The organism is Gluconobacter sp. NFX36 (assembly GCF_049887835.1).
Lineage (GTDB): Bacteria > Pseudomonadota > Alphaproteobacteria > Acetobacterales > Acetobacteraceae > Gluconobacter > Gluconobacter japonicus_A.
Genome location: NZ_JAGEKJ010000003.1, coordinates 161,980 through 187,562 on the forward strand (window position 1 = coordinate 161,980; position 25,583 = coordinate 187,562).

The 25,583-nt window shown below is 55.9% G+C and carries 20 protein-coding genes and 1 tRNA gene; 8 read left to right on the forward strand and 13 right to left on the reverse strand.

Annotated features, from left to right (window positions below; genetic code table 11):
* Nucleotides 1-18 precede the first annotated feature (18 nt).
* Together J4P41_RS04265 and J4P41_RS04270 are read right to left on the reverse strand one after the other, a co-directional pair.
* Nucleotides 19-103, reverse strand: a tRNA-Leu gene (locus J4P41_RS04265).
* Nucleotides 104-172: 69 nt separating this feature from the next.
* Nucleotides 173-1,642: an NAD(P)H-hydrate dehydratase gene (locus tag J4P41_RS04270; protein ID WP_426066228.1), complete on the reverse strand. Its 1,470-nt coding sequence runs from the start codon at nucleotides 1,640-1,642 to the stop codon at nucleotides 173-175.
* A gap of 156 nt (nucleotides 1,643-1,798) precedes the next feature.
* Here J4P41_RS04270 and J4P41_RS04275 point away from each other — a divergent pair, with 156 nt between their 5' ends.
* The 3 genes from J4P41_RS04275 to J4P41_RS04285 all read left to right on the forward strand — a co-directional run bounded on the left by J4P41_RS04275 (nucleotide 1,799) and on the right by J4P41_RS04285 (nucleotide 6,202).
* A complete protein-coding gene (locus J4P41_RS04275) occupies nucleotides 1,799-2,251 on the forward strand; it encodes a hypothetical protein (protein WP_426066229.1) in 453 nt (150 codons plus the stop codon).
* A 926-nt stretch (nucleotides 2,252-3,177) separates the two neighbouring features.
* Nucleotides 3,178-4,884: a DEAD/DEAH box helicase gene (locus tag J4P41_RS04280; protein WP_426066294.1), complete on the forward strand. Its 1,707-nt coding sequence runs from the start codon at nucleotides 3,178-3,180 to the stop codon at nucleotides 4,882-4,884.
* Nucleotides 4,856-6,202 (forward strand): class I SAM-dependent RNA methyltransferase, encoded by a 1,347-nt coding sequence (locus tag J4P41_RS04285; RefSeq protein ID WP_426066230.1) that lies wholly within the window; start codon nucleotides 4,856-4,858, stop codon nucleotides 6,200-6,202. Before J4P41_RS04280 ends, J4P41_RS04285 begins: the two co-directional genes overlap by 29 nt.
* On the opposite strand, the gene J4P41_RS04290 is transcribed toward J4P41_RS04285, so the two are convergent.
* From J4P41_RS04290 to J4P41_RS04325, 8 genes are all read right to left on the reverse strand, one after another.
* A complete protein-coding gene (locus J4P41_RS04290; protein WP_010501400.1) occupies nucleotides 6,147-6,503 on the reverse strand; it encodes a HesB/IscA family protein in 357 nt (118 codons plus the stop codon). The two genes, J4P41_RS04285 and J4P41_RS04290, sit on opposite strands and share 56 nt — an antisense overlap.
* Before the next feature lie 17 nt (nucleotides 6,504-6,520).
* The gene (locus tag J4P41_RS04295; RefSeq protein ID WP_062024080.1) at nucleotides 6,521-6,886 is read right to left on the reverse strand and encodes an SUF system Fe-S cluster assembly protein; all 366 of its coding nucleotides are present in this window, start codon (nucleotides 6,884-6,886) and stop codon (nucleotides 6,521-6,523) included.
* Nucleotides 6,883-8,094: an aminotransferase class V-fold PLP-dependent enzyme gene (locus J4P41_RS04300; protein ID WP_426066231.1), complete on the reverse strand. Its 1,212-nt coding sequence runs from the start codon at nucleotides 8,092-8,094 to the stop codon at nucleotides 6,883-6,885. The genes J4P41_RS04295 and J4P41_RS04300 overlap by 4 nt, the downstream gene beginning before the upstream one ends.
* Nucleotides 8,091-9,284: a Fe-S cluster assembly protein SufD gene (sufD, locus tag J4P41_RS04305; RefSeq protein ID WP_426066232.1), complete on the reverse strand. Its 1,194-nt coding sequence runs from the start codon at nucleotides 9,282-9,284 to the stop codon at nucleotides 8,091-8,093. Before sufD ends, J4P41_RS04300 begins: the two co-directional genes overlap by 4 nt.
* Entirely contained in the window at nucleotides 9,281-10,051 is a 771-nt protein-coding gene (gene sufC, locus J4P41_RS04310; protein ID WP_426066233.1) for a Fe-S cluster assembly ATPase SufC, read from the reverse strand. Before sufC ends, sufD begins: the two co-directional genes overlap by 4 nt.
* Before the next feature lie 4 nt (nucleotides 10,052-10,055).
* Nucleotides 10,056-11,543 carry a Fe-S cluster assembly protein SufB gene (sufB, locus tag J4P41_RS04315; RefSeq protein WP_010501390.1) on the reverse strand — a complete coding sequence of 496 codons (1,488 nt, stop codon included), beginning with the start codon at nucleotides 11,541-11,543 and terminating at the stop codon, nucleotides 10,056-10,058.
* 12 nt (nucleotides 11,544-11,555) lie between these two features.
* The gene (locus tag J4P41_RS04320) at nucleotides 11,556-12,038 is read right to left on the reverse strand and encodes an SUF system Fe-S cluster assembly regulator (RefSeq protein ID WP_062024088.1); all 483 of its coding nucleotides are present in this window, start codon (nucleotides 12,036-12,038) and stop codon (nucleotides 11,556-11,558) included.
* A 118-nt stretch (nucleotides 12,039-12,156) separates the two neighbouring features.
* The gene (locus J4P41_RS04325) at nucleotides 12,157-13,446 is read right to left on the reverse strand and encodes a DUF445 domain-containing protein (RefSeq protein WP_426066234.1); all 1,290 of its coding nucleotides are present in this window, start codon (nucleotides 13,444-13,446) and stop codon (nucleotides 12,157-12,159) included.
* Nucleotides 13,447-13,571: 125 nt separating this feature from the next.
* On the opposite strand from J4P41_RS04325, the gene J4P41_RS04330 reads away from it, so the two are divergent.
* Together J4P41_RS04330 and J4P41_RS04335 are read left to right on the forward strand one after the other, a co-directional pair.
* Entirely contained in the window at nucleotides 13,572-16,337 is a 2,766-nt protein-coding gene (locus J4P41_RS04330) for a phosphoenolpyruvate carboxylase (RefSeq protein WP_426066295.1), read from the forward strand.
* Nucleotides 16,338-16,423: 86 nt separating this feature from the next.
* Complete coding sequence (locus tag J4P41_RS04335; RefSeq protein WP_426066235.1) at nucleotides 16,424-18,013, forward strand: S10 family peptidase; 1,590 nt, start codon at nucleotides 16,424-16,426, stop codon at nucleotides 18,011-18,013.
* 517 nt (nucleotides 18,014-18,530) lie between these two features.
* On the opposite strand, the gene fusA is transcribed toward J4P41_RS04335, so the two are convergent.
* The 3 genes from fusA to J4P41_RS04350 form a co-directional block, all read right to left on the reverse strand.
* Nucleotides 18,531-20,633: an elongation factor G gene (gene fusA, locus J4P41_RS04340; protein ID WP_023942740.1), complete on the reverse strand. Its 2,103-nt coding sequence runs from the start codon at nucleotides 20,631-20,633 to the stop codon at nucleotides 18,531-18,533.
* Nucleotides 20,634-20,799: 166 nt separating this feature from the next.
* Nucleotides 20,800-21,102 (reverse strand): 50S ribosomal protein L28, encoded by a 303-nt coding sequence (gene rpmB, locus J4P41_RS04345; RefSeq protein WP_010501379.1) that lies wholly within the window; start codon nucleotides 21,100-21,102, stop codon nucleotides 20,800-20,802.
* A 95-nt stretch (nucleotides 21,103-21,197) separates the two neighbouring features.
* Nucleotides 21,198-23,000 carry an ABCB family ABC transporter ATP-binding protein/permease gene (locus J4P41_RS04350; protein WP_426066236.1) on the reverse strand — a complete coding sequence of 601 codons (1,803 nt, stop codon included), beginning with the start codon at nucleotides 22,998-23,000 and terminating at the stop codon, nucleotides 21,198-21,200.
* A 136-nt stretch (nucleotides 23,001-23,136) separates the two neighbouring features.
* Here J4P41_RS04350 and J4P41_RS04355 point away from each other — a divergent pair, with 136 nt between their 5' ends.
* From J4P41_RS04355 to J4P41_RS04365, 3 genes are all read left to right on the forward strand, one after another.
* Complete coding sequence (locus tag J4P41_RS04355) at nucleotides 23,137-23,910, forward strand: NUDIX hydrolase (RefSeq protein ID WP_426066237.1); 774 nt, start codon at nucleotides 23,137-23,139, stop codon at nucleotides 23,908-23,910.
* Nucleotides 23,907-24,338, forward strand: coding sequence for a DUF3574 domain-containing protein (locus J4P41_RS04360; RefSeq protein ID WP_010501373.1), 432 nt, complete (start codon nucleotides 23,907-23,909; stop codon nucleotides 24,336-24,338). The genes J4P41_RS04355 and J4P41_RS04360 overlap by 4 nt, the downstream gene beginning before the upstream one ends.
* 94 nt (nucleotides 24,339-24,432) lie before the next feature.
* On the forward strand, nucleotides 24,433-25,542 hold the full coding sequence (locus J4P41_RS04365) for an AI-2E family transporter (RefSeq protein ID WP_061933240.1): 1,110 nt from the start codon (nucleotides 24,433-24,435) through the stop codon (nucleotides 25,540-25,542).
* The last annotated feature ends 41 nt before the right edge of the window (nucleotides 25,543-25,583 follow it).

Below are 25,583 nucleotides of genomic sequence, written 5' to 3' on the forward strand. Positions count from 1 at the left end.
CTTCTCAGGAAACCGGGTTGGTACGGGCGGAGGGACTTGAACCCCCACGACTTGCGCCACCAGAACCTAAATCTGGCGTGTCTACCAATTCCACCACGCCCGCTCAGCCCCGTCTCCGGGGTTCGTGTTACCGAACCTTGGAAGCGCGGCCTTTAGCGCATGACACGCTACTTCACAACAGGGCGGCCACCGGGTTTTTGCTTAAATCGCCCTTGGAAAGCTCTGTTGCAAGCTTTCGGGCAGCACCGAGTGGCAGATCCAGATCCTCTGCTACTGGCCACCCGCCATGCTGCCTCGCCGCCTGCATCCCGGCCTCTCCATGCAGCCAGACACCTGCACAGCAGGCCTCCCAGACCTCCATCCCCGCAGCCAGAAGCGTTGCAATAACTCCTGTCAGCGTGTCTCCGGAACCAGCTGTAGCCAGCGCGGACGTCGCATGGGCATTGATGGCAATACGTCCATCCGGGGCGGCAATGATGGTATCCGCCCCCTTCATGACCATGACTGCATTGAGTTTCTGCGCGGCAGCAAGAGCAGCATCCGGGCGACTACCCTCAACCTGGCCGAACAGTTTTTTAAACTCACCAATATGAGGCGTGACGGCAGCAACTCCGTTCAGGCGTGACAGATCCTCAGCTCCCCAGGCGAGCGCTCCAGCATCTGCAAGAACGGTTCGATCAGCACCCAGCAACTCAGGAAGCACGGCAGAAACTTCATCAGGCGTAAGCCCCGGCCCACAGATCCAGACTTTCCGTCGTTGATCTTTCAGCAAGTCTGACAGCGGCCCGCCATCAACAATCAGCCCGGGATCACCGAGTCGGTATGACTCCGCAGCGTGGCCCGCAGCAATCCTCACAAGTCCCGCACCTGTCCGACGCGCTGCTTTGGCGGCCAACCGCGTTGCTCCCGGCATGACCGCTCCGCCGCAGACACTCACAACACCCCGGCGATATTTGTAATCCCCGTCACCGGAAACAGGGAGCATCCAAAGCCCCGGCCAGTTGAGACTGATTTTCGGAGCAAGGCCGTCCCAGGCCTCGGCGGGCATACCAATGTCTGCACAAACCAGCTCACCACACAGCCCTTTGCCGGGCTCAAGCAAATGCCCCGGGCGCGGACGCACAAACGTTACCGTCAAAGCACAGGCCTGCGCATGCCCAAGCACACACCCCGTCAACCCGGACACGCCACTCGGCATATCAATGGCAACCCGAAGCGGAACAGCCCCCAACACTGTTGCCACATCATCCTGAACAGGCCGCTTGAGACCTGAACCAAAAACGGCATCCACAATCATATCCACCCCTTCAACAGAGCGGACATCGAACGGCAGTACCGGCCCATTCCAGTGACTGGCAGCATCATGGGCAGGGCTACCCTCCCTGGGAGCCGCCATGGCCACAACACGCACTGACCATCCCCACTGAGCAAGAAAACGGGCGGCAACATAGCCATCCCCACCGTTATTTCCCGGGCCGCACACCACTGCGACACGGCAGGGTGCGAACCGCTTGCGAATTGCACGTGCGACTACCCATCCCGCCCTTTCCATAAGCTGTGAAACAGGAACAACGGCTGAAGCCGCATGATCCATCCTATCGCTTTCCTGTGGTGTCAGAAGGGCAAGTGGATATGAAGACACGGCGCTGTTTCTCCTGATGGGATCACTGTTTACAGAAAGCAGAGAGCTCTTCCGCGTTCCCTATGGCATTCTGCCGGTGGGGTCGGGTAATCTTGCAAAGATACGTCAGGGATACGCCCTGCCCTTCCTTTACGCACCTGACCATGATGAGGATCAATGACCGGTTCAATTGTCTGGAGCCTCGTGCTCGCAATCCATCTTCTCTGCATGACTTACTGGATCGGCGGGTCGATCTATTCGGCTCTGGTTGTCCGCTCCACGGTTGGCCTACTCGACCCAGGCCCGCGCGCTTCGGTACTGCTGCAGAATTATACCCGGTTCTTCAAAGGACTCTGGCAGGTTGTTCCGTTTTCGCTGGTCAGTGGCTGGGCACTTGTCATTCATGAGGGCGGTTTTGACGCCGTCAACTGGACGATTAACGCCATGCAGTTAATCGGCATCGCAATGGCGATCGTCTTCATCACAACAGCTCGTGGGCCTTTCCTACGTGCAAGGCGGGCCCTTCGCCCACAGCCAGCCGTTTTTGACAGCCTGCGGAACCGAACCGTCCTGATGGCAGGACTGGGTCTTCTGAACATTCTGATTGCAGCCATGGCGCACGGCATGTGATTGTGGTAGCGATATGGCGCTTTATGGGCTGTATCGCTTGCCTTTCCAGCGTTTAGCCGATAACGCACCACTTTAAAGTTGCGGGACACGTGCCCGCCCTCAACTCCGGCACAGTCTATCTGGCCTGTACCGTCAACGAGAGTCTCGAGAGTCATTTGAGCGCGAAAACGACCTCCGGTCCTTCCAAGTCCCGTACCTCTGCCCCTGCGAAGCGCGGCCGTCCCGCTGGCGTTCGTGCAAAGGCAACCAAGAATTCATCGACTGAACCAGAGAGCCTTGATGAGGCTGTCTCTCAACCAGTCGTGACCGAGAAGAAGACGCGAGGCCGTCGTTCTGCGGCAGAGAAAACTGCCACTGAGACAGTCGCGGCACCGTCCCTGCCGCGCGCCAGAGCCGCGCAAATCAAAATATCCGAACCGGTTGCGGCCGAGGTGAAAAGCGATTCTGTAGAAGCAACACCAGTTCGCCGTGCCCGACGCACAAAAGCGCAAATAGAAGACTCGACACTCCCGCCCCGACGCCGGACGCGCAAAGCCGATAGCCTTATGGATAAGGTCGCAGAAGCGACTCCTGAAGAGACTGTCGACGCTCCTGCACCCAAGCGTCGTGGCCGCAAGCCCAAGGCTGTCGTTGTTGAAGCTGCCGCGGAAGAGACTGCACTGCCAGCTCCCAAGAAGCGTGGACGGAAGCCTAAAATCGCTATTGAGGCAACTGAGGCAACGCTGGCTGCCGAAGACGTGGCTGTCGTTGAAGAAGCCAAACCGCGTCGTGGCCGCAAGCCCAAAGCATTGACTGAGGTTGCGGTAGAAGACGCTACCCCTTCAACGCCCAAAAAACGCGGACGAAAGCCTAAGGTCGCCCCTGAAGTCGTGCCGGTCGCAGAAGAAGCGACCTCGGTCATTCGGGAAAATCCTGACCTTCTGACAATCTCTCCAGACCAGCTACCCAAGGCCCCCAAACGTCGTGGTCGGCCTAGAAAGAACCCTCTCCCCGTCGAAGTCCCTGTAGAAACACCTGTGGCGGATGTCGCAGTAATCGTGGACGTTGAGGCGGCACCGACAGAAACTTCTGCTCTTCCCGAGATATTGCAGACCTCTGCCGACCAACCTCGCTTTGCAGATCTAGGCCTCTCAAATCCCATCATGCAGGCAATTCTGGAGCTGGGGTACGAACACCCGACTCCAATTCAGGCACAGGCTATTCCGGAAGTCCTGAAAGGCCATGATGTATTGGGCGTTGCCCAGACAGGAACCGGTAAAACGGCGTCCTTCACACTCCCCATGCTTGAGAAGCTGTCAGGCTCCCGCGCCCGCGCAAGAATGCCACGTTCGCTCATTCTTGAGCCAACACGGGAGCTTGCCCTGCAGGTTGCAGATAACTTCAAGCTGTACGGCAAACATCTCCGGCTGACCCATGCACTGCTGATTGGCGGAGAAAGCATGGCTGAACAGCGGGATGTTCTGAACCGCGGCGTGGATGTCCTGATTGCAACTCCCGGTCGCCTTCTTGATCTCTTCAGCCGTGGCGGCCTGTTGCTGACGCAAACCAGCACGCTCGTGATCGACGAGGCAGACCGTATGCTGGACATGGGATTCATTCCCGATATTGAAAAAATTGTCGGCCTTCTGCCCCGCAATCGTCAGACGCTGTTTTTCTCCGCAACGATGGCTCCCGAAATCCGTCGACTCGCAGATGAGTTTCTGAGAAATCCGGTGGAGATTACGGTCTCTCGCCCCTCTTCTGTCGCAACGACGATTGAAGAAGGTCTGATTGTCGTCGACGAAGACGAGAAACGTCGAGCTCTTCGCAAACTGCTTCGCTCGCAGGATGTGCAGAGTGCAATCGTATTCTGCAATCGCAAGCGTGACGTGGACATGCTCCAGCGTTACCTGACAAAACATGGTTTTGCAGCAGGTCATTTACATGGTGATCTCGCGCAGTCATTGCGCTTTTCCACGCTGGACAACTTCAAATCAGGCGAATTGAAAATTCTCGTCTGCTCTGACGTTGCCGCACGCGGAATCGATATTGGCGGCCTGTCTCACGTCTTCAATTTTGATCTTCCGTTCAATGCAGAAGACTATGTACACCGTATTGGTCGCACAGGCCGTGCCGGCAAACACGGACATGCGTTCAGCATTGCTGGCCCCCGTGATCGTCGTCTGCTTGAGGCCATCGAGACTCTGACGGGCAAAACCATTGCACGTCTTGATGCTCCGGAAATCCGCTCTGTGGATTGGGCACAGGAAGACGAAAATGGTCGTCCGATTGTGGCTCCAAAGCAGCCTCTCCCTCATCAGCAGCACGCAGTCGAAGCCGGGAATGACGACGAATCGGAAGGACAGCGTAGAAAACGTCGTCGTGGTGGCCGCAAACGCAACCGCAACGGCCGGGACGAAACCGTTGAGGCAGGGGTGACCATTATGGAAGCCCCCCCTGTTTCAGCGCCTGTTCAGAATCGCAAATCTGTTGAGCTGGCTCCAGCCTTTGAAAACGACGCGCCCAAAACTGGCTTTGGCGGGGATACTCCCGCATTCATGCTGGTGCCCCGTCGGCGCCGTCTGTCAGTCTCCGAAGAGACGGACCTAACTCTTCCAGTTCAGCATGACGCGCGTCATTACGGTGATGAATAACCCGGGAACCGGAGCATTTCCCCTCCGGATTGAAGGTCTTGGCGCCGCGGGTGACGGCGTTGCTCATCATGACGGGCATGTTCTTTTTCTTCCCGGCACACTGCCGGGAGAAGAAGTGCTTGCGCGCTTTTCAGGAACTCGTCCTGAACTGATCGAAGTTACTCATCCATCTGCGGATCGCGTTGCTCCCCCATGTAGCCTTTTCGGCGAATGTGGCGGATGTGCGATTCAGGAAATGTCACTTCCAGCCCTCCTGGAGTGGAAGACAGCCCGCGTTTCCGCTGCTCTGGATGCAGCAGGCTTCGAGGATATTCCGACTTCCGGCCAGTACCAGACAGCACCCTATACGCGTCGCCGGATGGACCTCGCTATTCAGCGTATTCCTGGAGGCATTATTCTGGGACTACACCGCCGGAATGGTGATCCCGTTGATATGACAGAATGTCACCTTCTGCATCCGGACCTGTTTGCCCTTCTCTCGCCATTGCGAGAGGTCCTTGGAACCTTGGGTGCCCTGACGGGACGTGGCAGCCTGGTGCTGAACCTTCTGGACAGTGGTCCGGACCTGACGCTCTCTACCTCTGCAGAATTGACGAGTGCTGATCGCAGCAAGCTGGCGGCTTTTGGTCGGACTTACAACCTTCCAAGAATCTCATGGCAAAATCCGAAAGACCGTTCGATTGAAACGGTTTCTCAAACAAAACCCGTCAAGGAACGCTTTGGGGAGGTGGAAACATCTCCACCGCCTGCAGCGTTTCTTCAGGCAACACGCGACGCTGAAAATGCTATTGTTCAAGCGGCTGTTGAGGGACTGCCATCCCTTAACAAGAAAGACATTACCGTAGAGCTTTTTGCTGGCTGTGGCACCTTAACCTTCCCGCTCTCAGAAAAAGGGCGTGTTCTGGCTTATGAAGGCGAACTCGCTGCCGCAAATTGCCTGAAGGCGGCTGCAGGTGGACGTCGCGTCGAAGGTTACCAGCGTGACCTTATGCGGCAGCCACTTCTTCCGCATGATCTGAAATCGACACGTGCTGTTGTTCTAGACCCCCCTTATGCAGGTGCCGGAGCACAGACAGTCCCGCTCGCCAAGTCTGGCGTGAAGGACATTGTCTATATCAGCTGCAATCCGGCAGCCCTTGAAAAGGACGGTCGTGCTTTGAAAGAAGCAGGATATTCCCTGCTGAACTGGACAGTCGTGGACCAGTTCCTCTGGTCCACGGAAGTGGAAACGGTTCTGGTGTTCTCACGCGATCCGAAACGGATCAAACGTGAAAACTCTCGCCGCAGCCACAGCGCCCCTTCTCATTTGGATTCCTGAACGTGAACCCGGCTTCGAGGTCTTTGACCTCGTAGTCCATCACTGTTCCGGTCAGAAACAGCGTAGCCTTGCGGTCCACCAGCAGGGTTACGCCCTGATCTTCCACCCGCTCATCAGTGTCAGCTGGTTCCTTAACGAAAGTCATCTCGTAGGACAGGCCTGAGCACCCCCGCGTTCCTACACCGATCCGCAGCAGTTCACCTTGATGAGCCCCGGCATAGAGAACCCGTAGCCTTTGAGCAGCACGGTCAGAGACTGTCATAAGTGCCGGAAGCGGCCGACGCGTCAGAGTTTCGGACATGGTTTTGCCCTTTCAGATCAGAACATATTGAGCGCAAGTCGCGCATCGTCACTCATACGACTCATATCCCAAGGCGGATCCCAGACGATTTCCACCGTGGCCATTGTTACATTTGGGACTTTCAGAATGGCATCCCGCACCATTTCCGGCAGTTCCTGGGCACTTGGGCAGTTAGGTGCCGTCAGCGTCATTTCCACATTGACCCGGCCATCATCATGCAGATCAATGGCATAGATCAGGCCCAACTCGTAAATATTAACCGGAATTTCCGGGTCATAGACCGTAGCAATTGCCGCAATAACAGCATCCTGGTCCGGAGCTGTTCCGTCAGGTGCAGGTACGGTGGTTTCTTCTACTGGATTTTCGGTCATGGCTTCACTCATGTGAGCATCATCCGGGCCCGTTCAAGGCCTGTGATCAGAACGTCAATCTCGTCCTGCGTTGTATAGATGCCAAAACTGGCGCGAGCCGTGGCATGCAGGCCAAGCCGACGAATCAGCGGCTCTGCACAGTGCTGCCCGGCCCGAATGGCAATTCCCAGTTGATCCAGCAGCGTCGCCAGATCATGAGGATGCGCCCCATCCAGCGTGAACGACAAAACACCGCCACGCACGTCCGGAGATCCAAGGATCGTAAGACCCCGAACCTCACCCAACCGCTGTTCCGCGTAAACGGTCAGTTCAGTTTCATGAGTGGCAATGGTGTCGTACCCAATGTCTTCCACAAATTCGATCGCCGCTTTGAGGCCGATCGTTTCGAGAATGGCAGGGGTTCCAGCTTCGAACTTATGCGGCACCGTTGCCCAAGTCGCACGTTCGAAAGAGACATTCTGGATCATTTCTCCACCGCCTAGGAAAGGTGGCATTACATCCAGAAGCTCTTTTTTGCCCCAGAGCACACCAATGCCTGTGGGCCCGTAAAGCTTGTGGCCCGTGAAGGTAAAGAAATCGGCCCCGATGTCCTGAACATCGATTTTGCGATGCACGACAGACTGCGACCCATCAAACAGGATACGCGCTCCATGAGCATGAGCAATTTCTGCCAGCTTTTTCGCAGGGGTGACTGTTCCCAGCACGTTGGACATATGCGTGATGGAAACGAGAGCAACATTCCCATCTTCAAGAAGCGCTTCATACGCTTCGAGATCCAGATCGCCATTCTCCATCATGGGAGCGACACGGAGTTCGATCCCTGCACGATCCTTCAGCATGAGCCACGGAACAATATTGGCATGATGCTCAAGTTCGGAAATCAGGACGGCCTGCCCCGGCTTCAGAAGCGACCCTAAGCTATGAGCGACCAGATTGATGGCTTCAGTGCTGTTTCGCGTGAAGATGACTTCATGGCGGTCCGGCGCATTCAGAAGCCGAACGACAGCATCACGCGTGCTTTCATAGGCTTCCGTCGTGCGCTCGCTCATCCAGTGGAGGCCGCGATGAATGTTGGCATACTGATGATATGCCGCCTCACGCATCGCCTCGATCACACGTTCGGGCTTCTGGGCCGACGCGGCACTATCGAGAAAGACCAGCGGGCGCCCATGCACCCGTTCGGACAGGATCGGGAATTGGGAACGCACCGCCGGAGTCATGCGCGAATGCTCCCCTGCAACAGATCGCGCAGTGTCTCGTCCGTGACCAGATCCAGCGCATCCAGAAGGAAAGCGCGAACCAGAATGTCACGCGCTTCAGCCTCCGGAATACCGCGGGAGCGCAAATAGAAAAGCTGCTCGTCGTCCAGCGCGCCTACGGTTGCACCGTGGCTGCATTTGACGTCGTCCGCATAGATTTCCAGCTCAGGCTTGCTGTTGATCTGCGCTTTTTCCGATAGCAGAAGCGCCTGATTCATCTGGTAGCCGTCTGTCTTCTGGGCAATGCGATCCACGAGGATTTTGCCCTGGAACACACCCTGCCCGCTTTCGGACAGCACTGTCTTGACGGTCTGACGTGAACCACAATCTGGCGCGGCATGATGGATCATGGACGTCAGGTCGTTCAGGCGGCTGCCATCGACAATCTGGATCCCGTTGACATGAACCTGTGCATGGGCAGCTGTCAGCTTGGCCACAACTTCATGACGAGCCAGTTCACTCCCATTGTTGAGGGTGAAGCTATCATAATTGCCATTACCGTCGACGGAAGCCGCAACGATGGCAAGATGCCCTGCTGTAAGACTGTCCTGTTGCAGCTTCACATGCGTCAGACGCGCGCCCTTGCCAACGACAATGTCCAAACGTGGATTGGTGACATAACGTCCCTCTCCCGCATTGACGTCAAACAGCGTCAGAGAGGCGCCTTCCTCCAGCACAATCCGATGACGCAGGTGCGTGGAGATGTTCTCGCCAACCGTCAGAGACACCAGTGCCAGCATTCCGGCATCAGTTCCCGCAGGTACGCGAACTGACAAGCCATCCTGTAGGAGTGCTGCATTGAGAACTGCCGAAAAGCGATCTTCAAGCGGATCTGCTGCTTCTGCTGCCGTCGAAACAATGCTGTCCGACAGGCTGCTGAGCGCTTCGAGCTTCCGACCATTGGCGAAAACCACACGGCTTCCGGCTTCTGGCAGAGGAAGACCAGCAAGCATTGTCTGCGCCTGCGCGTCTGAAAGAGCCGGAGCCTCTGCCCAGACTGTATCAGCAAACGCACGAAGTGGTGTGTAGCGCCACGCCTCAACACGGCGCGTCGGAATACCCATGGCAGAGAGCGCAGTTCCCTGCCCTGCGGAACGCCGGACAAAAGCCTCCAGCCCTGGAGAAGTCTGAACTGTTGTCGCTACGTTCACGCTGCTGCCTCGAGGAACTGCGTATAGCCCTGCTTTTCAAGCGTCTTTGCCACTTCCGGGCCGCCGCTATAAATGATCTTGCCCTTGGCCATCACATGCACGCGATCTGGCACGATATAGTCGAGCAGACGCTGATGATGGGTAATGACCAGAGCGGAGAAATCAGGGCCACGCAGCGAGTTTACGCCATCCGCAACGATACGCAGCGCATCGATATCCAAACCACTATCCGTCTCGTCAAGAATGGCGAAAGACGGCTGCAACAGACGCATCTGAAGCACTTCATTGCGCTTCTTTTCACCGCCAGAGAAGCCGACATTGACGGCACGCTTCAGCATTTCGTCCGACATGGAAAGACGCTTCGTCTCGGCACGAACGGCCTTGAGGAAAGCAACGGCATCCAGTTCGTCTTCACCACGCGCCCGGCGAACCGCATTGACGGCTGTCCGCAGGAAGTTTGCGTTGTTCACACCCGGAAGTTCGACAGGAGACTGGAACGCCAGAAACATGCCCAGCGCCGCACGTTCTTCAGGCTCAAGCGCCAACAGGTCTTCACCCTTGAAGGTCGCGCTACCGCCCGTCACTTCGTAGTCTTCACGGCCGGATAGCACATAAGACAACGTGGACTTGCCGGAGCCGTTCGGGCCCATGATGGCGTGGATTTCACCCTTAGGAATTTCGAGATCAATTCCCTTGAGGATTCCCTTCGGTGTACCGTCGGCATCAATGCGGGCCTCGAGACCCTGGATTTTCAGAAAATCACTCATGTCTTTAACCCACACTTCCTTCGAGGCTGATCTGCAGCAGCTTCTGAGCCTCGACCGCGAACTCCATCGGCAGCTCCTTGAGCACCTCGCGGCAAAATCCATTGACGATCAGACCAACCGCGTCTTCTTCAGACAGTCCACGGGAGCGGCAGTAGAAAAGCTGGTCTTCGGAAATTTTTGACGTTGTTGCTTCGTGCTCGATGCGCGCCGTCATGTTCCGGCTTTCAATGTAAGGCACAGTATGTGCGCCACACTGGTCACCGATCAGAAGGCTGTCGCACTGCGTGAAGTTGCGTGCGTTACGAGCCTTTGGCTGCATGCGAACGAGACCACGATACGTGCTGTCTGATTTGCCGGCCGAAATAGTTTTAGCGATAATCGTCGAGCGCGTATTGGGCGCCAGATGGATCATCTTCGTACCCGTATCGGCCTGCTGATGATTATTGGTCACGGCTACGGAGTAGAACTCACCAACCGATCCTTCACCAGCCAGAACACAGGACGGATATTTCCACGTAATGGAAGATCCTGTCTCAACCTGCGTCCAGGAAATCTTGGAGCGTGCACCACGGCAGGCACCGCGCTTCGTTACGAAGTTATAGATGCCACCTCGCCCTTCATCATCCCCTGGATACCAGTTCTGGACCGTGGAATACTTGATGGAGGCGTCATCCATCGCAATCAGTTCGACAACGGCAGCATGAAGCTGGTTCTCATCGCGCTGCGGAGCAGTACAACCTTCAAGATAGGATACGCTGGCGCGCTCTTCGACGATGATCAGCGTCCGCTCGAACTGCCCGGTATTCCGCGCATTGATGCGGAAATAGGTAGACAGTTCCATCGGGCAGCGCACGCCTTTGGGCACGTACACGAAAGATCCATCCGTGAAGACAGCGGAGTTCAGCGCAGCGAAAAAATTGTCACCGGCGGGAACGACTGACCCAAGGTACTGCTTGACCAGATCCGAATGCTCGCGAATGGCTTCGGAAATCGGGCAGAAGATAACCCCAGCCTCTTCCAGCGTCTTACGGAACGTCGTCGCCACAGACACACTGTCGAACACCGCATCCACGGCAACCGGCATCCGCTTCTGTTCTTCCGCACCTTCAACACCAGCCAGCAGAGCCTGCTCGTGAAGGGGAATTCCGAGCTTTGCATAGGTTTTCAGAAGCTCTGGATCGACTTCATCCAAGCTCTTCGGGCCAGGCTTCTTTTTCGGTTGAGCGAAATAATGGGCATCCTGATAGTCGATCGGCGGATGGCTGACCTTGGCCCATTCCGGCTCTTTCATTTCCAGCCACATACGGAACGCCTTCAGACGCCATTCCAGCATCCACTCAGGCTCTTCCTTGCGCGCAGAAATGAGGCGGACTGTCTCTTCATTCAGGCCTTTGGGAGCGATATCCATCTCGATATCGGTCTCGAAGCCCCACTCGTAGCTGGACTTCGCGAGCTTCTCGACTGTCTCGCGGGTCTCCGTCACGGCTGGCATCGTCTCGTGTCCTCAGTTCACCGGATCCGCTACGGGCGTAGCCGTAGCGCCGGTCGTGTCGAGAGAAGGCTCCCTGGAAACCTTCCCGCTATGCAGGGCGGAATGTTTGTCCATATCCGCAAGGGTAATGCTGTTGAGCGTTCGCAGGATGGCGTCATTCACCATGTCCCACTGGCCTGAAAGACCGCACAGGGAACTATGCTCGCACTCACGCCCGTCACAGCAGGCCGTAATGGAGATCGGACCATCAACAACAGCAATGACTGTGGCGATCGTGATCTCTTCAAGCGGTCGGGACAATCGGTATCCGCCACGAGCTCCACGATGGGAAATAACAAGCCCGCTTGAGGCCAGTCCTTTCAGGAGCTTCGCAACAGTAGGTTCCGGGACGCCAGTCTCTCCGGCCAGAGCGGCGGCTGTTGCCAGACCCTCATGCTGCCCGAGATGGACCAGAAGGACGGTGGCATAATCAGCCAGTTTGGAGAGCCTCAGCATAGCTTGCACACTCACATTGCATTCATTCAAGACTTAGGAAGTCCTGATTAGGTTCCAGATGACCCATGCTGTCACAAAGGTCAAGAAGTTTGTGATATCCTGAGAGGGTATAAGCCCGTCAGACACCAAAAAACAGACGGGAAATGACATCAAGGCCAGCCCCCGCCAGAAAACCCACGACAGTCCCGTTGACGCGGATGTAGGCGAGATCTCGCCCCACACGAGCCTCCAGACGCTGCGCCAGATCGTCGCCGTCCCAACCTGCCATGACATTGGCAATGAACCCGGCCAGCTTGTCCCGTATTCCGGGAAGTAACCTGGAAACCATACGTTCCACGGCCTGATTGATCCGCTCTCGCAGGGCATCGTTTTCACGCATTGAGCCTGCCAACCCGATAATGGCCGCATCCAGAACCGATGCGCTCCAGCCCTCGTCTTTAGCGCAATCTTCTTCCGCCATGCGACGGACCCGATCCCAAAGTTCCCCGCTCCACGCCTTGAGGCTGGAATGAGTCAGAACCGAGCCAATAGCCTGCGTCATATCCTGACGACGTTCGGGGTCAGTTTCCATACGATCGATTTCGGCTCTCACCCATGCCGTAAAACCATGTCGGATTTCCGAATCCATGGGGTCGATACGTTCGATTTCCGCTTGGAGAGCCGTCAATACACGATTGGAGACAGAGCCTCCAATGGCCCATCCGAGGAAACGACCACCCTGCTCACGAACACGGTCTTCAACAAACTGTCTTAGGTCACCTTCTTTTGCCGCAACTGTCATCTTGAGCTTGGCCAGCAGGAAAGACAGCACCTCCTGATGCATTTCGCTGTCGACCATGGCCCGCATGGCACGCGAGACCAGAGGAGCCATTTCCTCACCGTTCAGAAGAACTGGCAATGCCCGGGACAACGCAGAGCTTGCCCGACCGTCTTCAAGACGATCAAAGAGGCTGGGAATACTGGCCCTGAGAGTCGCAACCAATGTAAGACGGGTCGAAGACTCGTTCAGAGCATCGGCGATCAGGCCCGGCAGGTCGATTTTTGAGAGCGCGCGATGGACATCGGCCTCGGTGAAAAACTGACCTGAGACGAATTTTCCAAGAGCCTGGCCCAGACGAACTTTCTGACGTGGCAGAATAGCCGTATGCGGAATGGGAATCCCCAACGGATGCCGGAACAGAGCCGTTACGGCAAACCAATCCGCCAGTCCGCCGACGACACCGGCCTTTGAACCAGCCCTAAGGATACTGAGAGCCCAACTCTCTTCGTGGAGGTGATGCGCCGCAAGATAGGTCGTCACCGTCGCGAGCGCCCCCATGCCGATCAGCAAAGCCCCCGCCAATCTGGAAGGCGAATTAGGCCGCTGCGAACTGGCCTGACTGACATCTTTCTTCATATCCGGATGCATGTAGGCCTCGATAGCATCATCCTCATGCCCTGTCGCGGTCGCAACAAGGTTGCGCTTACAGGCCGGGCATGGAACATAACTTGCCCGTTTTCAATTTACCTTCCGCAGAAGCGAGACTGCTCCCGATGTCTGACTGCGCCTCCCGGCACGACACATCCCTTTCCGCACGCATCGACACCATGACCGCGCAGCTTATTAAAGAGCGTAATGGTCTGGGTGATCTGATTGCCTCCATTGGTGAGGATCTGTCTATCGGTAAGGGTGAGAAGATCGAGGAGCTGGAACAGACAGTCCGTGCCTTGCGCGACGACCATTTCATCCAGCGTGCTGCTCATCTACGTCAGTATGTCGGCCTGGATGACGCCAATCCTGCAACGCGTCTGCAACAGGTTGCAGCACGGCTGGTCGAACAGGCAGCCTCTCCGGAAGCCCTCTCCAAAGCGGCCATTGCAGCCGTTTTCACCGCGCACCCAACTTTTGCTCTGGCAGATCATGTCTATGCTCTTCTGGCTGAACGGGCTTCAGATCCTGAACTGCCCCTGCCATGCCTGACAACACACCGGCGCGCGACGCCACCGACACTCGCACATGAACAATCTCTGGCTCTTGCAGCAATTCTGCGTGGCCGCGATGCACTCGATGACCTGAGCGCATCCCTTATCGAACACATGACCTCCCGATGGGCGAATGAAGCCGATCACATCGATCCCGCTCCCGTCATTCTGGCAAGCTGGGTCGGCTTTGATACCGATGGGCGCAACGACATCGGCTGGTGGGACACGATCCGTATCCGGCTGGAACTCAAACTTGCGCAGCTTGAGCGGCTTGACGCAGGCCTTGCTGGCCTCAATCTGCAGGAATCAGCTCTGGCAATGCGCGTCCGTCGCGCCATGGAAGCCGTCAAAACGCAACATGCAGCCTGCCCATCCGGAAAGCATGCCGCTCCTGAAACCATTCGTGACTTTGCCCAGACACTGATCACACATCGCGAGAAAGCTCTCCTCGATGCACGCGAGCTTCTTCCCCTCTTCCGCGATGCCGCCACAGATCTGGACGCTTCAGCAACCCTGACGCTGAGGACCATTCGTGCTGGCTTCATGAGCCATGGTCTGGGCATCGCGCATATTCATACACGCCTCAATGCCGCTCAGATCTATAATGTTGCCCGGACGCGCCTTGGCCTGACGGATGACCCCGCACTCCCGTCCCGCCGCCGCGTACTCTTGTCTCGCATCAATGATGCTCTCGACGACCTGACACCCCGTCACGTGGATTTCGGTTCGCTGCTTGTAGAGCCCGCTTCTGCCGCCCGCCTGATGATGACGATGGCGCAGATCCTCAAGCACATCGATTCCGGCTCGCCCATCCGCTTCCTGATTGCCGAGACGGAAAGTGGATACACTCTGCTCGCTACACTCTGGCTTGCACGCCTTTTTGGCATTCAGGACCATCAGATCGAAATTTCCCCGCTTTTCGAGACAGAAAGCGCGCTGGAAAATGGCGAGACAATTCTTGAGGAAGCCTTCCGCTCTCCACACTGGCGAAACTATCTGCGCGCCAATGGTCGTCTGTCCCTACAGTTCGGGTATTCTGACTCCGGGCGCTACGTTGGCCAGTTGGCGGCAACGAATCTTGTCGAACGTCTACGGATGCGCACGCTGGATCTTCTCAAGGAACATGACCTTGAAGATGTCTCCCTGACGCTGTTCGATACGCACGGCGAAAGTATTGGCCGTGGTGCGCACCCGTTCAGTCTGCGCCAACGCCTCGACTACTTCTCTCCTGCCCGCACACGGATTGCTTTCCGCGACGCAGGTGTGGGCTGCCGGGTAGAAACGGCCTTTCAGGGGGGCGATGGTTACACGCTCTTCGGGACAAACAGTATTGCCGCATCCACCATCGCAACTTTGGCTGAACATGTCGCTCATGTTCCCACCAGCGTAAACGATCCGGTCTATGATCGTCCCGATTTTGCCGCTGATTTCTTTTCCACGATTGCGCTCGATATGGGCACGCTCGTCAACGATCCAGGCTACGCGGCTCTTCTGAGCGCTTTTGGGCCATCTCTTATCGACAAGACAGGCTCGCGCCCTTCTGCAAGACAGTCTGATGCCGCAACCGTAACCCGCATCACACACCCCAGTCAGCTTCGGGCCATTCCGAACAACGCCATTCTCCAGCAACTGGGCTGGTGGGCGAATGTTCTGCATGGCCTGGGCAACGCCGCACAGCGTCATCCGGAAACTTTCGAACATTTCGTAACCAGTTCGCCGCGTTTCCGCGAGGCCATGGATTTTGCACGTCAGGCGTTAGCCCATTCTGATCTGGAGGTTCTGCGGGCAACCGTACGCCAGCTTGATCCGGGAACATGGCTTGATCGGGCTTCAAAAGCGGAAGACGAAGAAGAGCGCCAGAATTATCTGACCATCTCACATGGTCTCGAAGTGCTACAGTTCTGGACGAGCGCTCCTGCAATGTTCCGTCGTATCCAGACGGACCACATCGCCTTGCGGGCAGCATGGCCAGATGCACCGCATATGGAACCCTGTGAAAAGCTGCTTCACGCCATCCGGTTTGCCCTCATTGACCGGTTGTGGCTTCTCTCTACCCGCATCCCATATTTCGGACCACGAAACAACCTGACACGCGACTCCATCACAAACCTAATCCTGTGTCTTAATATTCCGCGTTCCTTAGAACTGCTGGATGACCTGTTCCCTATGTCTGCCCTTAGCGTTTCCAATCTGGATTTTGGGGAGCCAGGAGATGCCGGGGAAGAAAGTGGCTTTGCGCGCGAACATCGTGAGATCTTCCAACCACTGGAACGGTGCTTCAATCTGCTCAGAGAAATTGGCATTGCGATCATGCACGCCAACCGTGCTTTCGGTTAAAAACGAAACATTATAACAACGCCTTGTCTGCAAGGCAGCTATGCGCTTAGAGAAGGACAACACAATCAGCAGAAAGCCCTTTCTGAATGCTACGCAAGGCTCTTCTTCTCGGTGTTGCCATGATGGCAACACCTGTTTTCGCCGCTGAGACAGCGAAGGATACACCCGCTCCGAATGCCGATAGCGTCACGCGCGCGACCGTCGTCGTTGATGGTACGACCATCCCTTATCAGGCTGTTGCGGGAACCATTCTGGTTCATGGTGCTGGCTATAATGATTCAAACGACGTTCTGAACAAACGCGGGGTCAAGGTTGAAGCCGGGAAGGATGATGAGGATAAAAATCCTCCTGTCGCTTCCATGTTCTACACAGCCTATTTCAAGGAAGGCGCTCCCTCAGCCAAGCGCCCGATCACCTTCCTGTATAATGGCGGTCCTGGTTCAGCATCCGTCTGGGTTCATATGGGCACGTTCGGACCACGCCGCGTAAATACGCCGGGCGACCAGCATCTTCCCGCCGCCCCATACGCTCTGATCAACAACCCACAGTCCTTACTTGATGTTTCGGATGTGGTGTTCGTGGATGCACCGGGGACAGGCTTTTCCCGGATCGCGGGCAAAGATGCTGCCAAGGAATTTCTGGGCGTCGACGGAGACGGTGAAGCCTTCACGCACTTCATTTCCAAGTTTTTAGCGAAGTACCATCGCTATAACTCACCGAAATATCTGTTCGGTGAAAGCTACGGTACGATGCGCTCAGCAGTCGTCATCAATGATCTTGAGCAGGAAGAAAACATCGACTTCAACGGTGTCATTCTTCTTTCCCAGATCCTGAACTACGACAACAGCGCTGATGGCCCGCAATTCAATCCCGGCGTCGACGACCCTTACGTTCTTGCACTTCCAACTTACGCCGCGACCGCCTGGTATCACCACTGCCTGCCGCAGCAGCATGCTGATCTGAAAGCCTTCCTGAAGGAAGTCGAACATTTTGCAGTAACGGACTACACCGTCGCTCTGCGTCAGGGTGCAGACCTGCCTGAGAATGAGCGTCAGGCCATTGCCGAAAAGCTCCATGACTACACCGGCCTTCCGACTGATTATATCCTGCGGTCAGACCTTCGCGTAAATGGCGGCCAGTTCGAGCAGCAACTCCAGGCCAAGACGGGCATGGCGACGGGTCGTCTCGATACACGCTATTCGAGCCCAACGCTTGATCCAATGTCCAAAGAAGTGGATTACGATCCACAGTCCAGCGCTATCAGTTCGGCCTATGTGTCGGTTTTCAACGACTATGTCCGCAATACGCTGAAGTACGGCACGGACGAGACCTATCGCCTGTTCAACCCGGAAGATCACTGGGACAACAAGCACACGCAGCCAGGCCACGGGTATCAGCCGAAGGGCGTTCCGAACGTCATGAGCGATCTCGCCATGGCCATCAAGACGAACCCCAATCTGCATGTCATGCTGAATGGCGGCTACTACGATCTCGCAACGCCTTATTATGAGGGCATTTACGAGATGAAGCACCTGCCGATGCCTCTGAACCTTCAGAAGAATATCGAATACGCCCAGTATTCTTCGGGACACATGGTTTACGTGGACCCCACTGCTCTTCAACAGTTACATGACAATGTTGCAGCCTTTATCCGCCGTACTGATAACCTGCACTGATTAACAACTCTGTAGTGGGAGAATATTTTATTTCCCACTACAGACACCGTCTTTTATTCGGCGAGAACCGGCCAGCCACCCGATCCGGATCAACACATGATTCGGACCCCTGAGAGCAAATGGATGCATTCCCTATAACTTCAGCGGCAGCATATTGTTTTCAGAGCACCGGGCACTGAAAATCTAAGCCAAACAATTTATATCTGCCCGACGGAAACAGAGGCAAAATAGATTGCGCTTGCCATCAGGCCGCCCATCCAAGGCATAGCCTGCGTCAAATGGTGCTCATCACCATTAACAAACCAAAATCCGGTAATTTTGCGCGTTATCATGCGGCTCTCACAAATGTAGCGCAAAAAAAGCTCTCGGCTTCTTCCATATAGCTAACCGAAAAAACGCCAATGACGGACTGAGTGTTAGTTCTATTGTGAAGCTGCATCCACAGCCCACTGATATTCAATAAAAAACCCCGCCAGATTGCTCTGACGGGGTTTGTCGTTCACCGGAGGTGAAAAGATCAGGCAGACTTCGCCATGATCTCTTCTGCCACGTTGCGCGGCACCGGATCGTAATGATGGAACTGCATGGTGAAGGATGCACGACCCTTCGTTGCAGAACGCAGATGGGAAATGTAGCCGAACATTTCCTTCAGCGGCACCTGTGCGCGGATCATCACGGTCGAACCCGACGTTTCCTGGCTCTGGATGATGCCACGGCGACGGTTAAGATCGCCCACGACGTCACCGACGTGGTCGTTCGGCGTCGTGATTTCCACGTCCATGATCGGCTCAAGGATCACCGGACCGGCGTTCTTCATGCCTTCACGGAAGCAGGCCTTGGCGGCGATTTCGAAGGCCAGAGCCGACGAGTCAACGTCATGGTACTTACCGTCGAGCAGCGTGAACTGGAAGTCCACCGTCGGGAAGCCAGCCAGAACACCCGTGGTGCTCTGCATCCGGATACCCTTTTCGACTGCCGGGATGTATTCCTTCGGAACCGTACCGCCGACAATCTTGTTCGTGAAGATGATCTCGTCCGGCTTGTCAGACGGAGCGAACTCGATCTTGACTTCAGCGTACTGACCCGAACCACCAGACTGCTTCTTGTGGGTGTAGGTCTCAACGTGCGGCTTCGTGATCGTCTCACGATAAGCCACCTGAGGCGCACCGATGTTAGCATCAACGCCGTATTCACGACGCAGACGGTCAACAATGATGTCCAGGTGAAGCTCACCCATGCCGGACAGGATGGTCTGACCCGTTTCCTGATCCGTCTTGAGGTGCAGGGACGGATCTTCAGCCGTCAGCTTCTGCAGCGCCAGCGTCATCTTCTCGACGGCGTCCTTGGTCTTCGGCTCGACGGAGATGTCGATAACCGGAACCGGGAACTGCATACGCTCCAGAACCACCGGATCAGCGGCATCAGCCAGCGTGTCACCCGTGACCGTGTCTTTCAGACCAACGAACGCAGCAATGTCACCCGCGCCAACGGACTTCACTTCCTGACGCTTGTCAGCATGCATCTGGAACATGCGGCCGACGCGTTCCTTGTGACCCTTCGTCGTGTTCAGGATCGTGTCACCAGCGTTCAGAACGCCACGGTAGACGCGAACGAAGGTCAGCGTGCCGTACTTGTCGGAGATGATCTTGAACGCAAGGCCAGCAAACTTTCCGTCTGGATCAACCGGAACGATTGGCAGGAAGTTCTCGTCAACCTCTTCGCCTTCCGGCGGAGCGATGCGGATGCCTTCAACTTCGTCAGGAGCCGGCAGGTAGTCGATAACGGCATCGAGCAGAGGCTGAACGCCCTTGTTCTTAAACGCCGTACCACACATGACCGGACGGAACTCACCGGAGATCGCACCCTTCTTGATGCACTTCTTCAGCGTAGCAACGTCAACGTCACCCTTCTCGAAGTACTCTTCCATGGCTTCGTTGTCCATGGCGAGCGCCGTGTCCAGAAGCGTCTGGCGAGCTTCCTCAGCCTTTTCCTTCAGGTCAGCCGGGATTTCTTCGTAGTGGAACTTGGCGCCGAGTTCGCCGCCTTCCCAGATGATGGCGCGCATCTCAACGAGATCGACAACACCAACGAAATTTTCTTCAGCACCGATTGGCAGCTGCAGCGGAACTGCAACGATGTCCAGCTTCTCTTTCAGCGTGCTGAAAGCGTAGTAGAAGTCTGCACCCGTACGGTCGAGCTTGTTGATGAAGATGATGCGCGGGACGTTATAGCGGTCAGCAAGACGCCAGTTGGTCTCGGACTGCGGCTGCACGCCTGCAACACCTTCGATCACGAAGATGGCGCCATCGAGCACACGGAGCGAACGGTTTACTTCGATGTTGAAGTCAATGTGGCCCGGGGTGTCGATGATGTTGATGCGGTGGTCGTTCCACTCACACGTCACGGCAGCGGACGTGATGGTGATGCCGCGCTCACGCTCCTGCGCCATGTAATCGGTGGTGGTGTTGCCGTCGTGGACTTCACCGATCTTATGGGAGACACCCGTGTAGTACAGGATGCGCTCGGTCGTGGTGGTCTTACCAGCATCGATATGTGCGGTAATACCGATGTTGCGGATCTTCGAGAGAGCCGATTTGGCTTCCTGAACGCTTTCAGACACGGAGAACCTCCAAAAAACAATAAAAGGTGTTTCAGTCTGGACTGAAACACCTCCGCTGCGGCTCGTTAAAGCCGAACCTGATTTGTCCCAGTGGCGGCTGAATGACCCAGACCGCCATGGTTTTCAAGAGTAATCTTTATGAACCGACCAAAGCCGGAAAGATTTCTCAGGCAGTCTGTGCAGCCTTACGTTCCTGAACGCGCAGGATGCGGCGCTTGATGACCTGAGCTTCTTCAGGAAGCTTGCGGTTCGGCGTTCCCAGCAGGAACGAATCCAGCCCACCATTGTGCTCGATCGTACGGATACCGTTGGTGGAAAGGCGCATACGCACCGAAGCACCAAGAATATCGGAGATCAGCGTGGTCTCCTGCAGGTTGGGGAGAAAACGACGGCGGGACTTGTTATTGGCGTGGCTGACGTTATTGCCCGTCAGCACGCCCTTGCCCGTGACCTGGCAACGGCGAGACATGGTAGCACTTTCCTCGATGCTGGATGACGCAGGACAGCGAGGCCCGGCGTGTTCCGTAAATCAGGCGCGGCTTATGGCGAACGATAGGCCTTTCGTCAAGCCCTCATGACTGTTTCGCCCGCCTGAACCGACCACATTCGGGCATAATACCCGTTTTTACGGAGCAATTCAAAATGGGTGCCGCGCTCAACGATCCGTCCGGCATTAAGAACAACAATCTGATCCGCATCCTGAATCGTTGAAAGACGATGCGCTACGATGACGGTCGTCCGTGACTGGGCCAGTTCGCGCAACTCCTGCTGGATTGCGGCTTCCGTCCACGTATCGAGTGCGCTGGTCGCTTCATCCAGCAACAAAATCCGTGGGTCCTTGAGCAACACACGGGCAATCGCCGCACGCTGTTTTTCGCCACCAGAAAGTTTCAGCCCACGCTCGCCAACAACCGTTTCATATTTTTCTGGCAGTTCATCGATAAAGTCATGAATCTGCGCTTTCCGGGCTGCCTGATGAACCTCTTCTTCCGGAGCCGAGGGATCTCCGTAAGCGATATTTTCTCCAATCCCTGCATTAAACAGAACCGTATCCTGCGGAACAGTCCCGATGACGCGCTGAAGATCTTCCACAGCGACATCCCGCAAATCATGACCATCAATCCGGATCGCACCTGACGTCGGATCATAGGCCCGCGTCAGAAGGCGCCCCATGGTTGATTTGCCAGACCCCGTATGCCCAACGATGGCCAGAGATGTGCCTGCAGGGATTTCCAGTGAAATATCGTGAAGAATCTGACGAGCAGGATCGTAGCTGAAGGACACATGATCGAATGTAATCCTTGCGGCGCCACCATCTGCCAGCCTGACCGGAAGATGGACAGGATTTGCTGCCTCGACGATTTCAGAACGCGTCCCCAGAAGCTCAAGATAGTTTTCAAGATCAACCCGGGCATTGCGCCATCCGGCACTCACATAATTCAGCGCGCCCACTGAACTATATAATCCACGCAGATAACTTCCGATCAGGACAAACTGAGCGACACCAATCCGGTGCAGCACAATATCATGTGCGGCCAACCCCAGAAGAGCCGTCGTTGCACAGGCAATCAGCAGGCTACGTGCCATCTGGGAAAAGCCAACAAGTCTTTTTAGCCGGATTTCCGCACTTTTCAGCGCCTGCCTGGAGCGGTCATACCGCAGAATTTCCTGACGACTGTTTGCAAAGCTTCGAACAGTCTCGAAATTCAGCATACTGTCGACAAGCTGATATTGCGCCTGACTGTTGGCTGTGTTCCGCGCCCTCCGCGCTGTCATGCGCATCCGCGTAAAGACGTAGGAGACAGCCGCATAAACACCGATGCCGGCAACAACAATCGCGACATATCGCCAGTCAAACACACGCAGGATGACGAAGAGTGTCATCACTAACTCGATCGTATTGGGCAGCACGTTAAAAAGTACGAGGCTTAGCAGCGTTCCGACAGCATCGGAGCCCCGATCCAGCGTTCTTGTCAGTGCTCCGGTCTGGCGATCCAGATGAAACCGCACACTCATGGCATGAAGATGCTCAAGCCCGACCAGAGCCACCCGACGCTGAAGATCGGCTTCAAGAGGGGCAATCAGCATTTCGCGGAGAGGAGTTGAAACCCCCGCTACCACCCGAATGATCGTATATTGTGCGATCAGCCAGACAGGAATTGCGAGAAGCGCCTGATGCTCTGACAGGGCAGCAACCATGCGACTGAAGACCCAGGGCGTTGCAACAGTCGTTCCGCTTTCAACAAGGAGAAGAACAAGAGCTACGCCGACCCAAAAGAAGGTACGCACAGGATTTTCGGGGCGGATTTTTTTCCAGAGTTGCCCTAGCGGCAGCATTTCCGACGTCGAATCGTATTTCTTTGACATGCCGGACTATGAGAAAGAGAGGCTTCGCTTTGCAATCTCTCCTGCACATGCGAAACTTTCCATCGTGTTCGATAAATCCATATCCCCGTCCCTTTCTCGTTTTCTTCGCCATATCGAGGCCTGTAACAGTGCCCGCTTGCCAGGAAACCGACTTCCGTTTTTCTGCGCCCAGAAACAGATCGGATGGATCTCTCCTGAAATCGCAGATCTGCTGGAAGGTTTAGGCCTGAAAGACGAGACAGGCTTCGGAGTTGCTTCGGGACAGGAGCTTTTCCCTCTTTCACAGACATTGGCCCAACAGGGTGTGTACGCCTCCCATAACGAGCCCTTTGACGTGAGGAACGATCTTGGCGTTGTCGTTGGTCAGGTAGATCGAGGCGCCATTCCGGTTCTCGGGGTTGCTGCCGAGGGCGTGCATCTGAATGGTCTGGTTGAAGACCACCCTTCCGGCTCCATGCTTTGGATTGCGCGCAGAAGCATGACCAAACGACTGGATCCGGGGAAACTCGACCATCTTGTGGCTGGCGGCATGAGTGCAGGACTTGACCCGCACACAACCGTCATCAAGGAAGCGAAGGAAGAGGCTGGGATACCTGAAAGCCTGGCAGGCCATGCCCAGCCGGTCAGCCGCCTTCAATACGCCATGGAGCGCCCTGAGGGGCTCAGGCGAGATGTTCTGCACTGCTACGACCTGATTCTGCCACGCGATTTTACCCCCATCGCAGAAGATGGCGAAGTCGAGAGCTTCCATCTGCTTCCGCTGACAGACGTTTTTGCACGCGTTCGGGACACGGATGATTTCAAATTCAACGTCAATCTTGTTCTAATAGACCTTTTCATCAGACGGGGGCTTTTCACGCCTGATGAGGCTCTCATTCTTCAAAATGCTCTGACGCGAAAAACATTATGAAAAAACTTGGCTTCACCGCCCTCATCCTCGCGCTTCCTCTTCTGGGAGGATGCGTTGTGCCCGTAAGTGTCACACCCGACCTCTGCCGCGAAATGCGCGCTCAGGATACTTTGCAAATTCGGATGATGTTCGGGCAGACCCGCCCAGGCGGCCTCCCGATCACGGATACTGAATGGCAGGACTTCGTGACGAAGGAAATCACTCCACGCTTTCCGAGCGGCCTGACCGTTTTCAATGCTGACGGTCAATGGATGAACACGGTGACGCATATTGTTGGCCGTGAGCCTTCCCGCATTCTCTGGGTCGTCGTTCCGGCCGACAAGAACCTGCAACATAATCTTCGTGCAATTCAGGCTGCTTACCGGCAACAATTCTCCCAACAGGCCGTTGGGCTCACCATTCAATCCGGATGCTCTCTGTTCAACTGACAGTCGTAGCGTTTCCCGAAGCCTGCAAGTTGGACTTATCCGACGCAGGTAGCCATCGCTATCTTCTTTGCAGGCTTCCATTTTCAGGATCCCCATGATCGACCAGCTCCCTCCTCGCTCCCCTGAAGTCATCCCGGTAGAAGCGTCTGATTCTACCGGAACCATCCAGCGGCGGGCTCGCGGATTTCTGGCTCTCTTCTTTGTCGCTATCGGTCTCTACACGCTCAAGAGCTTCCTGCCGGCTCTGTTGTGGGGCTGTGTTTTTGCCATTTCGCTCTGGCCTCTGTACCAGCGGGCGGAGCGCCGTTTTGGCCGAAGTGACTGGCTTCCGATGGTCTTCACCCTTGTCGTGGCCCTGATCTTCCTCGTCCCGGTCTCACTCGTCGGCGTGAAGCTTGCTGATGAGATAAGAAGTGCGCTCGAGTGGATAGATGACGTCCGCAACAATGGCATTCCGATGCCAGAGTGGGTGCCGCATCTTCCGTTCATCTCATCCCAGGCCACGACCTGGTGGCAGAACCACATGACGAGCCCTCAACGCCTGTCCCGCCTGCTCCATTCTGTGGACGTAAGTCACGGTATGCAGATGACAAAGCAGGTCGGATCTCAGGTGGCTCGACGAGGAACGCTCTTTGCGTTCTCACTGCTGACGCTTTTCTTCCTGCTCAAGGACGGCGACTACGTCATCCGTAAAGGGCTTGTTGGGTCCCATCGACTGTTTGGGGCTCAAGGGGAAAGTCTGGCCAAGCAGATGATCTCTTCCGTTCACGGAACACTTGCAGGGCTGGTTCTTGTTGGACTGGGAGAAGGCGCGATTATGGGTGTAGCCTACATGTTGACAGGCGCCCCCCAGCCGCTCCTTTTTGCCATGCTGACGGCAGTCGCAGCGATGATTCCCTTTCTGGCATGGCCTACCGTGGGGCTGGTCGCCTTGCTGCTCCTCGCCAAGAGCAGCATGATTGGCGCTATTGTCGTGATGGCTTTGGGGTCAGTCGTGATCTTCGTGGCAGATCACTTTGTTCGCCCGGTTTTAATTGGCGGCAGCACGAAGATGCCTTTCCTGTGGGTTCTGCTCGGTATCCTTGGGGGAGCAGAAACTTGGGGGCTTCTGGGTTTATTTTTGGGGCCAGCAATCATGGCGGCGCTTCACCTGCTGTGGACGCTCTGGACTGAAGAGCGCACAGACGGGAAAAAGGCCTCTTAGGCCTTTTAACAAACTTAATTTTCTGGAAATTACCGCAGGAC